Annotated in this window: 9 protein-coding genes; 2 read left to right on the top strand and 7 right to left on the bottom strand. The window is 59.9% G+C overall.

Going from position 1 to position 12,988, the window contains the following annotated elements:
• Position 1: 1 nt before the first annotated feature.
• Positions 2–727: a M48 family metallopeptidase gene (locus RCJ00_RS11910; RefSeq protein WP_316222147.1), complete on the top strand. Its 726-nt coding sequence runs from the start codon at positions 2–4 to the stop codon at positions 725–727.
• 111 nt (positions 728–838) lie between these two features.
• On the opposite strand, the gene RCJ00_RS11905 is transcribed toward RCJ00_RS11910, so the two are convergent.
• Positions 839–2,920 carry a transglycosylase domain-containing protein gene (locus RCJ00_RS11905; protein ID WP_316222146.1) on the bottom strand — a complete coding sequence of 694 codons (2,082 nt, stop codon included), beginning with the start codon at positions 2,918–2,920 and terminating at the stop codon, positions 839–841.
• A gap of 345 nt (positions 2,921–3,265) precedes the next feature.
• Here RCJ00_RS11905 and RCJ00_RS11900 point away from each other — a divergent pair, with 345 nt between their 5' ends.
• Entirely contained in the window at positions 3,266–4,828 is a 1,563-nt protein-coding gene (locus RCJ00_RS11900; protein WP_316222145.1) for a RecQ family ATP-dependent DNA helicase, read from the top strand.
• A gap of 57 nt (positions 4,829–4,885) precedes the next feature.
• Here RCJ00_RS11900 and RCJ00_RS11895 read toward each other — a convergent pair whose 3' ends face one another.
• The 6 genes from RCJ00_RS11895 to rpsT form a co-directional block, all read right to left on the bottom strand.
• The gene (locus tag RCJ00_RS11895; RefSeq protein WP_316222144.1) at positions 4,886–5,311 is read right to left on the bottom strand and encodes a diacylglycerol kinase family protein; all 426 of its coding nucleotides are present in this window, start codon (positions 5,309–5,311) and stop codon (positions 4,886–4,888) included.
• 130 nt (positions 5,312–5,441) lie between these two features.
• Entirely contained in the window at positions 5,442–7,892 is a 2,451-nt protein-coding gene (gyrB, locus tag RCJ00_RS11890; protein ID WP_316222143.1) for a DNA topoisomerase (ATP-hydrolyzing) subunit B, read from the bottom strand.
• A gap of 14 nt (positions 7,893–7,906) precedes the next feature.
• Complete coding sequence (recF, locus tag RCJ00_RS11885) at positions 7,907–9,052, bottom strand: DNA replication/repair protein RecF (RefSeq protein ID WP_316222142.1); 1,146 nt, start codon at positions 9,050–9,052, stop codon at positions 7,907–7,909.
• A gap of 58 nt (positions 9,053–9,110) precedes the next feature.
• On the bottom strand, positions 9,111–10,232 hold the full coding sequence (gene dnaN, locus RCJ00_RS11880; RefSeq protein WP_316222141.1) for a DNA polymerase III subunit beta: 1,122 nt from the start codon (positions 10,230–10,232) through the stop codon (positions 9,111–9,113).
• Positions 10,233–10,371: 139 nt separating this feature from the next.
• On the bottom strand, positions 10,372–11,805 hold the full coding sequence (gene dnaA / locus RCJ00_RS11875) for a chromosomal replication initiator protein DnaA (RefSeq protein WP_316222140.1): 1,434 nt from the start codon (positions 11,803–11,805) through the stop codon (positions 10,372–10,374).
• An 889-nt stretch (positions 11,806–12,694) separates the two neighbouring features.
• Complete coding sequence (rpsT, locus tag RCJ00_RS11870; RefSeq protein WP_023456176.1) at positions 12,695–12,964, bottom strand: 30S ribosomal protein S20; 270 nt, start codon at positions 12,962–12,964, stop codon at positions 12,695–12,697.
• Positions 12,965–12,988: the final 24 nt, after the last annotated feature.

Raw genomic sequence — 12,988 nt, 5'->3', positions numbered from 1 at the left:
ATTGAAGCCCGAGCCCGGCTATGCGCCGGGCGACGTTCTCGATTTTGGCGCTTACAAGTTGCGTCTGAAGGTCAACGCGCGCGCGCGCCGGATTTCCCTGCGCATCGATAACAAGACCGGCGAGGCCGTCGTCACCGCCCCCCGTCCAAAGCATCTGAAGGATGCGGTCGATTTTGCGCGTACACGGCACGACTGGATCCTGGAGCACCGTCGCGGCCAGCCGGCGCCGGAACGGTTCGCGCCTGGCACCGTCATCCATATCCGCGGTCACGCCGTTACCCTGGCCGAAAAGGCCGGTGTCATAACCGCCCGTCCGGTCCAGACGGAAGACGGGACGTGGCAATTGGTGACAAGCGGCGACGAAAGCCTGTTTTCCCGCCGCATCGAACGGTATCTGCGCCAACAGGCGCTAAAGACACTTCAGGCCGAAACCGAGCGGTTCGCGGGCAAGCTGGGTGTTTCCGGAGTCCGTATTTCCCTCTTCGACGCCCGGGGACGCTGGGGGTCATGTACCCCGGCGCGCAAGACGATCCGCTACAGCTGGCGAGTCATTCTGGCACCACCCCATGTGCTGGAATATCTGGCGGCGCACGAATGCGCGCACCTGCGTCATCCCGACCATTCCGACCGCTTCTGGGCTGAAGTCACCGATCTGTTCGGCGACTACAGGGCCGCCCGCAAATGGCTCAAAACCAACGGTCATACGCTGTTTCGATATAACGGCTAACCGCCCACACCCAGCGCCTCTTGCAGATGCACGTAAAAAAAACGCTCCGGACATTAGCCCGGAGCGTTTTGCGTTAAATGCGGCGCATTGCGTCAACGACGGTCTTACCCGTTACTGGCTCTTCTTCTGCGCTTCCGAAAACAGGTCGTCGGCGGTTTGCGACTTGGCCGGCTTTTCTTCCGGATTGGGAATGGGCTTCATCGTCACGATGGGCGGCGGCTCACCCGATCCGTTGTCATTCGCTGCTTGAGACGCCGCAACGGCGTCCGCCTGGGTGCCCAAAAGGCCACGCAGGGCATCCTCGGCGACCGGCGTCAGCGGACCTTCGGCCGGCGGTCCGTCCGGAATAGCGCTGACCTGAATGCGTTTCAGGGCGGAGGTCATATAGGCCTTCCAGATCGCTGCCGGCGTGCTGCCGCCCGTTACCTTGCCCTTCATCACGGTATTATCGTCGCGGCCCACCCAGACGATGGTGACGAAGCCGCCCGTAAAGCCGTCGAACCAGGCATCGCGATAGTCGCTGGTCGTACCGGTCTTGCCGGCAATATCGTAGCCCGCAATACGGGCACCGCCACCGGAGCCGCTGTTCATGACTTCGCGCATCATCAGGTTCATGTTCGACAGAGCCGGATTGCTGACAACGCGGACGCGCCCGCCATCTTCACCCGGATCACGATATTGATACAGGACCTTGCCCGACGCCGTGCGAATGCGGATAACACCGTGTACCGTGGCGCGATAACCGCCGTTGGAGAAGGGAATATAGGCCTGTGCCATCTCAAGCGGCGTGACTTCGGATGTTCCCAGCGCCATGGCCGGATCGGTATTGATCTTCGACGTCAGACCCATCCGCTTGGCGGTGCGGGCGACGTTGTCACGACCAACATCATTGGCCAGGCGAGCGGCGACCGTATTAATCGACTGGGCCAGAGCCGTTTTCAGATCGATCAGGCCGAGATACCTTTTGGTATAGTTTTCAGGCGTCCAATTGCCGATGCTGTAGGGCTCGTCGACCACCGGTGTACTCGGCTGATAGCCCGCTTCCATGGCCGTCAGATAGACGAACGGCTTGAACGACGAACCGGCCTGACGATGAGCGTCGGTCGCGCGGTTGAATTGTGACTCACCATAGGATACGCCGCCGATGAGGGCGCGAATACGACCTTCGCCATCCACCGAAACGACCGCTGCCTGTTGCACGCCCTTTTTGGCGTCACGCGCCATGATCGTTTGGACCGCGCGCTCGGCGTCAGTCTGGATCGGCAGGTCGAGCGTGGTTTCAACGATCAGGTCTTCGGTATTCTTCGGATCGACGAGTGTGCGGATGTCGCGGTCGAGCCAATCGATGAAGTATTGGGCATGGGCAGAAGCCAGGGTCTTAGACACGCTGATCGGCGTCTTTAGCGCTTCCAGGCGTTCTTCCGGCGTGATCACCTTTGACTGCACCATTTCGTCCAGAACGATGCCGGCGCGCTTGCCAGCGCGTTCCTGATCGGACAGGGGCGAATAGGAATTAGGCGCTTTCATCAGACCCGCCAACATGGCGGCTTCGCCAACCGTTAGGTTTTTGGCCGGCTTGTTAAAATAGCGTTGCGATGCGGCTTCTATGCCGTAGGCCCCAGCGCCGAAATAGACGCGATTGAGGTAAAGCTCCAGAATCTGCTTCTTGGTGTACTTGTGTTCCAGCCACACCGCGATCATCAGTTCCTGGACCTTACGCTTGTAATTCTGATCGGCGGACAGGAATAGGTTTCGCGCCAATTGCTGCGTGATCGTCGACCCGCCGGACAGGTTGGCACCCTTGCGCTTGGTCAGGTTGCGCAGCACAGCGCGCCCCATGCCAACCGGATCGAACCCCGGATGGGTGAAGAAACGGCGATCCTCGATCGCCACGAAGGCCAGGGGCACGTAATCCGGCAACTCACCCAGCTTCACCGGTGCCGCCGCCTGACTGCCGCCACGCACGGCGATCAGGGCGCCAGAACGGTCGAGATAGGTAATCGACGGCTGTTTGGCCGGGTGATCAAGCGAGGAGATATCAGGCAGGTCTATCGCCATGAAGCCGATAAAGGCGACAGCGAAAAAAATCGCCCAGATGCTGAGCACCGTTCCCCAATACAGGATCGCCTGAAGCGGCGTCCGCCGGCTTGATCTTTTTGCCCCACCCACGTCCGGGTCCCGACCGTTCGCCATTCAGCAAATCCTCACTCAAAAAACTCCGATCGCAGGCAGCGCCGCAAATCGAGGCGCGTATCTATAGCCAAATCTGATCAGGATGTCGCGTTAAACATATGTTACGCCAGCCCGCCGCACGGCATCACCAATGCCGTTGCCAGACTGACTTTCCAGACTGCTTTGAATGCCGGATTCGCCCCCCGACATCTCCTCATATATTATCCCGGCAATTTTGGCAAAACCAAGGTCGCCGTATTTATAGCCCGTGAGTGGTCAGCTGGCTGTTGATTTAGCGATCAACTCTTATCGTCGCTTTGGTAATTGACCCTTGGCGGGCCGGGCAAAGCACCCTAACTTGCGATCATGCCCTCCGTAACCCTCGACCGCCCCGCGCTGACCGACAAATTGGCGCGCGCCGAAGACATCTTGCGTAGCGTTTTCGGCTATGAAGCGTTTCGCGGCAAGCAGGCGGACGTTATCCGCTCAATCCTGAGCGGCCGCGACACCCTGGCCGTGCTACCGACCGGCGGGGGCAAAAGCCTGTGCTACCAGATTCCCGCCCTGGTCAGCGGCCGTATCGGCATCGTCATTTCCCCTCTCATCGCCCTGATGAGCGATCAGGTCATGGCCCTGAAAGCGCGCGGCGTCCGCGCCGAACGCCTCGATTCCAGCCAATCGATGGACGCGCGCTACCAGTTGTGGGACGACGCGCGCGACGGCAATCTCGACCTGCTTTACCTGTCGCCGGAGGCGCTGGCGCCATTCGTCCTGGACCGGCTCGTCAAGCTGAAGCCCTCTATCATCGCCATCGACGAAGCCCACTGCGTCAGCCAGTGGGGCCATGACTTCCGGCCGGAATACCGCGCGCTCGGGCAACTGAAATCCCTGCTACCGGACGTTCCGACCTTGGCGCTCACCGCCACGGCTGACGCGCACACCCGCACTGATATCAAGGCCGCCCTGCATATTGAGGATGCCAGCGAAATCGTCGCCGGCTTCGACCGCCCTAATCTCAGTCTGCGTTTCGTTCGCCGCAAGGGCGCCATCCTGAAGGCGATCAGCGATATCTTGCGGCGGCAAAAAAACGCCACGGGCATCATCTATTGCGGGTCACGCGACGGAGCCGACAAATTGGCGCAAAATCTCGCCAAGGAGGGATATGCCACCCTCGCCTATCATGCCGGCCTGTCCCCGAGTGTTCGCGAAGAACGCCTGAAAGCCTTCATGACCGGCAAGGCAAAGATCATGGTCGCCACTATCGCGTTCGGCATGGGCATCAACAAGACCGATGTGCGCTTCGTCATTCACGCCGATCCGCCCTCATCGACCGAAGCCTATTGGCAGGAGGTCGGTCGTGCCGGCCGCGACGGCCAGCCGGCCTCCGGCATCTGCTTTCATAATCCCGGCGATCTCGGTTGGGCAATCCGCCGCCTCAGCTTGCGCGAGAACGAAGGCGCGGCCGACCAGAGCGTGCAGAAGCAGAAGGCGCGCGACTTTTTCAAGATGGTGCTGGGTCACCAGTGTCGCAAATCGGCCATTCGCGAATATTTCGGCGAAGACCCTGGCGAACCCTGCCGGACCTGCGACAACTGTCTCAATCGCAGTCAGGTTGTCGACGTCACCACCCCGGCCCAGATGCTTATGTCGGCGCTCTATCGCCTCAACGGGCCGCGCGGGCGCAAGAAGCTGATCGACCACGTTCTGGGCAAAGCAGAACGCACCGATTACACCACCCGCGTCCAGACGTTCGGAATCGCCCGCGATTACGATGCAAGTGTCCTGACTCATGTCCTGGACCAGTGCGAGGCCGCCGGCATCATCGAAGAAGAGCTCTACGACAACAAGATGCCTATTGTCGGTCTGAAAAACGCCGATTTGCTCAAATCGCTGTTCAAGGGCGACCTGACGTTTCAGGCTAAGCTTTAGGATTTGCGGACGTTCCGGAAGTGCCGCAAACGGCGGCCCGCCATATAGCGCGTCCTGTCATATGGAAATCGGCGCGCGGAACCGGTCAATCATCAATTCGACATAGGGCCACAGGGTGAACAGCCCAATAAATACAGCGGCGACCACACAGATCAGAACCGCGCCCGCAGCGATATTTTTGGTCTGGCGGACCACGCCAGACCATTCAGGCGATACCCAATCGCAGACATATTCGACCGCGGTATTGAAGGCTTCAGCCAGCCAAACCATGGCAATGGCCACGATCAACCAGCGCCAATCCTCCAGCCTGACCTGAAGAAATGACGCCAAGACGATGACAATGGCAGTCCCCGCGACATGTAACCAGGCATTATGTTGCGCCTTCAGCATGAATTCGATGCCACGCACGGCATGAGCCAGACTGCGCCAACGCGATGCCAGGCTGTACGTATTGGGGCGGTTTGGCGTATTGCGATTGGTCATAGTCCCTCTCTCACCGCTAGCCGGATAACTTCCATAACGCACCACAAACTCAGGACAGAAGTCAAAACAAACCCCAGCCAATCGTCTGGCCGGGGTTTGTCGTATCATAAAACCTCAGAGCGCGGAGCGGTTATGCATCCACCGCGGCGTCGAGCGCATTTTCCTGAATGAAGTCGCGGCGCGGCTCGACCAGATCGCCCATCAGCTTGGAGAACATCTCGTCGGCTTCGTCGGCGTGGTTGACCTTTACCTGCAACAGGGTGCGCGCATCCTTGTCGAGCGTGGTTTCCCACAACTGCTCGGCATTCATTTCGCCCAGGCCTTTATAGCGCTGAATGCTCATGCCCTTGCGCCCGGCATCGAGAACCGCGCCGAACAGGTCAAGCGGACCACAGATATCCGTCGACTTGTCCTTACGCGTATAGATCGACATCTGTTCGTAAATATCACCCAGGCTGTCGGCTCGCTCACCAAGGCGGCGCGCGTCCTGGCTATGCATCAGTGCATCATCGAGCACGATCGTCTCTGTGACACCGCGACGAACACGTTCGAAGACATAACCACCGACGCCCGGCTTGCCTTCGGTCACGCGCCAGGGGCCGTCACCGTCCTGGTTGAGTCGCGTCAAGCGCTGGGCCACCAGATCGAGATTGGCATGGTTGCTGAACAGGCCGCCCATGGCGCCCTGTTCCAAGGCGAAGGCCGGGGCGCGCATCGACAGGCGGTCGATACTGCTCTTGAAAGCCTTGGCAGCACGGATCTGTGCCTCCAGGTCATTACCGACAATGCGTTCGCCCGTGCGCATCTCCAGCATGGCGTCGGTGACGCCTTCCTCGATGAGGTAATTGTCGAGATCGGCATCGTCCTTGACGTAGCGCGCCGACTTGCCCTTGGCGACCTTATAGAGCGGCGGCTGGGCGATATAGAGATAGCCCTTTTCGATGATCTCCGGCATCTGACGGTAGAAGAAGGTCAGAAGCAGGGTACGAATGTGCGCGCCGTCCACGTCGGCATCGGTCATGATGATGATTTTGTGGTAGCGCAGCTTTTCGATATTGAAATCGTCGCGACCGATACCGGCGCCGAGCGCCGTGATCAGCGTGCCGATCTGTTCGGACGACAGCATCTTATCAAAACGGGCGCGCTCAACGTTCAGCACCTTACCGCGCAGGGGCAGAATGGCCTGATTTTCGCGGTTGCGGCCCTGTTTGGCCGACCCACCGGCGCTGTCACCTTCGACGATGAAGATTTCGGACTTGGCCGGATCGCGTTCCTGACAGTCCGCCAGTTTGCCCGGCAGGGACGATATGTCGAGCGCCGATTTGCGGCGGGTCAGTTCGCGGGCCTTGCGCGCCGCTTCGCGGGCCGCGGCGGCTTCAACGATCTTGGAGACGATCTGCTTGGCTTCGGCCGGATTTTCTTCGAACCATTGCGACAGCTTGTCATAGACCAGGCCTTCGACGGCGGGACGCACCTCCGACGAAACCAGCTTGTCCTTGGTCTGGGATGAGAACTTGGGGTCCGGCACCTTGACGGACAAGACGCAGGTCAGCCCTTCGCGCGCATCTTCGCCGGACACCGTGACCTTCTCGCGTTTGGCCGCACCGGAGGCTTCCATGTAATGCGTCATCACCCGGGTCAACGCCCCCCGGAAAGCGGCCAGATGGGTGCCACCGTCACGCTGCGGGATGTTGTTGGTGAAACACAGCATGGTTTCGTGGTAGCTGTCGTTCCATTGCAGGGCCAGATCGACCTCGATCTTCTCACGCACGCCGCGCACAGCCAGCGGCTCCTTCAGCAGGGCCGTCTTCGCCTTGTCGAGGTGCTTGACGAACTCGATGACGCCGCCGTCATAGTGCAGGATGATGTCGTAGGGTTCCGCCTCACGCAGGTCGGCGAAACGAATATGGACGCCCGAATTGAGGAAGGCCAGCTCACGCAGGCGATGTTCAAGTGTCTTGCGGTCAAAATCGATAAAGGCAAAGGTGCCCGTTTCTGGACCGGTTTTCAGCGAGGGCAGGAAGGTAACGATGGTACCGGTAAGCGGCTTGCCATTTTCGCGCAGCGGCGCATCGCCGGTAGCACGCACCGGTTCGGTCGTATCGCCCAGTTCGAAACGCGAGTCGTATTGTTTGCCATTACGGAAGATGCGTAGCTTGACGTAGTCGGAGAGGGCGTTGACGACCGAGACGCCGACGCCGTGCAGGCCGCCGGAGACCTTGTAGCTGTTTTGGTCGAACTTTCCGCCGGCATGGAGCTGGGTCATGATGACCTCGGCCGCGGATACACCTTCGCCTTCGTGGATATCGACCGGCATGCCACGTCCGTCGTCGGAAACCGAACAGGAGCCGTCGGCGTTGAGGATAACCTCGACGCGCGTGGCGTGACCAGCCAGGGCTTCGTCGATGGCGTTATCGACAACTTCATAGACCATGTGGTGCAAACCGGAGCCGTCATCGGTGTCCCCGATATACATACCGGGGCGCTTACGGACGGCGTCGAGACCCTTCAGCACCTTGATCGAATCAGCCCCGTAGGCGTTCGTCATGATTTCAGGATGGTCTTCAGCTTCATCAGCCATTTTTGGGTCCGTTTTTAATCAATGAATTCAACAAATTGCGCGCCGTCTACGCGCACCCCCAAGGCGCGCGATTTCAGGCCGTCAAACAGGCCCAAATCAGTGCCTGTAAAGACTGTTTGTAGGCCTAAAGCATGGGTCTCGTCAAACAATGCGTACCGCCGGACGGGGTCCAGATGGGCCGCCACTTCATCGAGCAGAAGGATAGGCCGGCTAAGGGATTCCGCCCGCCCGCCGCCGCGCGCCAGACGGGCGCCCTGGGCCAGGATAATATTCAGCAAAAGCGCCTTCTGCTCGCCGGTCGAACAGTCCGCCGCCGGACGGTTTTTCTCTCGGTGTTGAACCGCCAGATCCATGCGATGGGGCCCGAAGAGCGAACGGCCCGCCGCTGCGTCGCGCTCGCGCGCCTTGCGCAGGCCCTGGGCGATATGGGCGGGAAGATCGTCTTCGATACCGTCACCGGTCAAGGACAGGTCAGCCTTGGGGAAGGCGCTATGGTGCGTCTCTATCTCGCCCTGAAGGGCCGTCAGGGCGTCCCGTCGCGCCCCGATCATGCGGGCCCCGGTCTCAGCCAGTTTTTGCTCCAGGACGTTGAGCCACGCCTCATCCGCGCCACGGCCGCTGGACACGCCGTCGGTGAGCAGCCTGAGGCGCTCACGCAGGGCCTTTTCGTAAGCGCTGACAGTCTGGGCGTGCGCCGGTACAGCGGCATAGACGAGGCGGTCGAAAAAGCGCAGGCGTTCGGAGCGCGCCTCGATGAACAGACGATCCTGGGCGGGCGTCAGCCAGATAAGGCGGACGTGATCCAGCAGCCGGGACGCCGTGACGGTTTCGCCATCGATGCGCACCAGACGTTTATTGAGATCGCGAGGATCAGAGCCAGTGCCGAGATGGACCTCGTCCTCACCTTCGTGAAAGCGCGCCGCCACGCCCCAGGCACGTCCTCGTGGTTCGTCGGGCAGGCGACGCCCCAAATCGCTGAAGGCGGCGCCACGCAGGCCGCGCCCCGGATTGAGGACGCTGATGGCTTCCAGGAGGTTCGTCTTGCCCGCGCCGTTGGGTCCATAGAGGTAGACCGATCTACCGGCCAGGGCAAAATCCAGCCGCTCATAGGAGCGGAATTCGGTCAGGGACAGATGCTGGAGCGCATGATTGGACGTCATCTCTCGTCCCTATTTGCCTGCAAACAGGGACAAGGGAAGGGCTTTGCGCATGTGGAAATTACACGCGCAGCGGCATCAGGACATATTGGACGCCATTGTCGACCGGATCGAGCACCAGGGTGGGAGACGATGAGTCTGAGAAGCGCAGTTCGACGGAATCGCCACCGATCTGGCCCATGACGTCCATAATGTAGCGGGCATTGAAACCGATATCGAGGGTTTCGTTATCGTAATCGATTTCCGCTTCTTCGACGGCCTGCCCGGCCTCGATATTGCGGACCGACAAGGTCAGACGGCCGGTTTCGATGGTCATCTTCACCGAACGCGACTTTTCCGCCGAAATGGTCGAGACGCGGTCTACAGCCTTGGACAGAATGCCGGCATCGACCGACATGATTTTGTCGTTGTTCTTCGGGATGACCCGGCCATAGTCCGGGAAGGAGCCATCGATGATCTTCGAGGTCAGGGAGGCGTTACCGAACTGGAAGCGGATTTTTGCCGGCGATACGGTCAGGTCGACATAGCCTGTGCCGTCGTCGAGCAGGCGGCGCGCCTGATCGATCGTCTTGCGCGGGATGATGACGCCTGCGCCGCCGACCGACCCTTCCGGGGCCGGCATTTCGGCCAGGGCCAGACGATGGCCATCAGTCGCGACCGCGCGCAGATAGTTGGAACCGTCTTCGGTGAGGGTGTGCAGAAACAGGCCGTTCAGATAATAGCGGGTTTCTTCGGTCGACACAGCGAAGCGGGTCTTGTCGATCAGGCGCTTCAGGTCGTCGCGCAGGATCTGGTAGGAAACGCCCTCGTGGTCGCCCGACATGATCGGGAAATCACCCGCCGGCAGGACCGGCAGGGCGAAGCGCGAACGGCCAGCCGAAACCGACAGGCGGGGGTCGTCACCGGAGGCAAATTTCAGTTCGACATCGGCGCCGTCCGGCAATTTACGGACGATTTCGTAAAGGGTATGGGCCGGGGCCGTGATCTGGCCCGGCACCTGAACCGAGGCTTCGGCGGTATCGACGATTTCCATATCGAGGTCGGTGGCCGAAAAGGACACCTGGCCACGTTCGGCCGACAGAAGGACGTTGGACAGGATGGGGATCGTGTTGCGGCGTTCAACGACGTTCTGGACGTGGCCGAGGGCTTTCAGGAGCGCGCCACGTTCGATGGTAAATTGCATCTTGTTATTCCTACCGGCCTGTATTCCGGCTTGCTGGAATACAGAGCCGGGAGGCGGACATTAGACGATCACGCGTAAAGATCAAGAAATACAAACAGGGGTTCGGAGCGTTTCGCCCCGAACCGATTGCGGGTCCCGATCAGGTATTGCGCAGCTTACGCGTCAGGGCCTCGACGTCACGCGCGATCTGGTCGTCAGCCTGGAGCAATTCCTCGACCTTCTTGACGGCATGCAGCACGGTCGTGTGGTCGCGACCACCAAAACGACGGCCGATATCGGGGTAAGACCGGGTGGTATGCTGCTTGCACAGCCACATAGCGACCTGGCGTGGACGGGCCACGGAGCGGGTGCGGCGCTCGGACAACAGGTCGGCCTGCTTCAAACCAAAATGATCAGCGGTCAGCTTCTGAATTTCGTCAACCGTAACGCGGCGTTCGACGGCCACTTTCAAATTCGGCTGCAACAGCGCCATAGCTTCTTCCAAAGTCAAACTCCCAAGACGCGGCCCAGCGGACGCCACCAGAGTATTCACCGCGCCTTCAAGCTCACGGATCGACCCCGGCACACGCTCGGCCAGAAAATGTAAAACGTCGGCGCGCGGGGACTGACCCGAACTGCCGATACGTTGCGACAATTGTTCGAGCTTGCGCTCGATAATGCCCATACGCAGGCTCTGATCGGCCACATCGAGTGCGCAAACCAGTCCCGAGGACAGGTGAGACCGCAGGCGCGCCTCGATCTCGGTCAGTTGCGACGGTGGGCGATCGGCGGTGAAGACCACGCGGCGATTGTTTTCAATCAGCGAGGTCAGCGTATGGAACAACTCTTCCTGCGACGACGTCTTGCCGCCGATGAAATGGACATCGTCCACCAGCAGCAGATCGGCGCCGCGCACCTCGTCCTTGAAGACGGCCGTGGACTTGTCCATCAGCGCCTTGACGAAGGTCGAGGTGAATTTTTCAGCGGTCAGGTAAACGATACGCGCATCCGGACGACGCGACTGCGCCTCCCAGCCGATGGCGTTCAGCAAATGGGTCTTACCATAGCCATAAGGGCCGTGAAAGAAGACCGGATTGAAGTGGCCATCCGCCCAGGACGCGACCTGACGCGACATGGTGTAGGCGAATTCGTTGCCGCGACCCGATACGAAGCTTTCGAAGGTCAGACGCTCTTGCAGACCGCTGATGCGATTAGCGGCGATCTCGACGATCGGCATCTGCGGCGCGGCAGGCGCTGGCGCATCCACGACCGGTGCTTCGACTGCCCCAACGGGGGGCGCTTGCCGTGTCTGATCTTCGTATTCGACGCGCGACTTGATTTCCAGCACGCGGGAATCCGGATCGTGCTGCGTCCACAGCTCCTGCGCCCGACGAGCAGCGTTGCGGGCGATCCAGTCGCGCGCATAGGCCGTCGGCGTCACCAGTACCGGATCGCCGTAGGGCCCCGGGCGGACGCTGGACGGCGCTACATATGAATTGAAAGGCCCCTCACCCAACTCACGTCGGAGAATGGTTGCCACTTTAGACCATACCGTTTCAGGTAAAATCGGTGACCAGCTTTGTATGCTTGGCATTATTCTATCGCCCCGATCATTTGCCTTACCCACTTCAGTTACGCGTTACATGATCACACGGCCATCGGGGTTCTCCCGTACGCGCCATCTGATCGCCCTGTATTTGGCCCCTGAGAACCTGTACGAACGGTCGCCCCCTCACCACAAGGTCGTCGCCGCCGCGCGTCGTTACCGGATATCAACCGGCCACGTCGCGATCAGTCTGCCGGAAGGCACACGCGCCAATTGCGAACCGCTTCGCGTGGGCGCCTCCGGTTTTCGCCTTTTGAGCGAAAAATTTACGCTCGGCTCAGCTAAAACCGCCAAGGGTCCAGTGTCTCGTCAAGCGACACACCGGTTAGCGGAATTATAGGTCTCGGCGGATAGCGGAGGCACGCTCCGTCCCGTCCGAAGAATAGGCTAAGCCGTCAATGTGGCCTTATCCGGGAAACGCGGCAAAATGCTACTTTCCTTACGATATAAGCCGTTGAGCCTTACAAACGCCTAAACCTTGATAGGTATCGGCGCCTCTATGGCCCGCGTATCCGGCACGGGCCGGATGCCGTCGAAATCTTCCGTATCAGGAGGATGTCGGCGAGGGGTCCAAATTAGCGTTCTGGTCCCCGGGGTCAATAATCTTATTTATCAACAGGTGCTGATATTTTTATTGACTCCGATAACCTCTTCGCGCGCAACAAGAAATTAAGACTATAATTTTAATTATTTTTCCTGCGACCAAAACCCGCACATGCCAGACAATAGAACGCTCGCGTCCGCCGAAGCGTTCGTGAGTGAAAAAGCCTTATGTTTTCAGGATTTGAGCACGGCCGATCGGGCAAACGCCCCGACACGGTGCACAGCAGGCATGAAAAAAGGCGACAGGCAGCAAGGCCCGTCGCCTTCAATCAGATCAGGCGGTGGCCAGCTTCTTCAGCTGAGAGGCCAGACGCGACACTTTACGCGAACCAGTGTTCTTGTGAACGACGCCCTTCGTGACGGCGCGCATCAGTTCCGATTGCGCTTCGACAAAGGCAGCCTTGGCAACCGCAGCGTCGCCACCGGCGAGCGCTTCTTCAAACTTGCGTACGAAGGTACGGACGCGCGAACGGCGCGCCTTGTTGACTTCGGTACGGGCAGCGATCTTGCGGATCGCCTTACGGGCGCCAGGATTATTGGCCATTCATCACCTTACAGGACGAGAGAT

Origin of the sequence: Asticcacaulis aquihabitans, from assembly GCF_032490435.1 — a bacterium.
In the GTDB taxonomy this organism is placed as follows: Bacteria; Pseudomonadota; Alphaproteobacteria; order Caulobacterales; family Caulobacteraceae; genus Asticcacaulis.
This window is presented reverse-complemented; position numbering and strand designations above follow the sequence as displayed.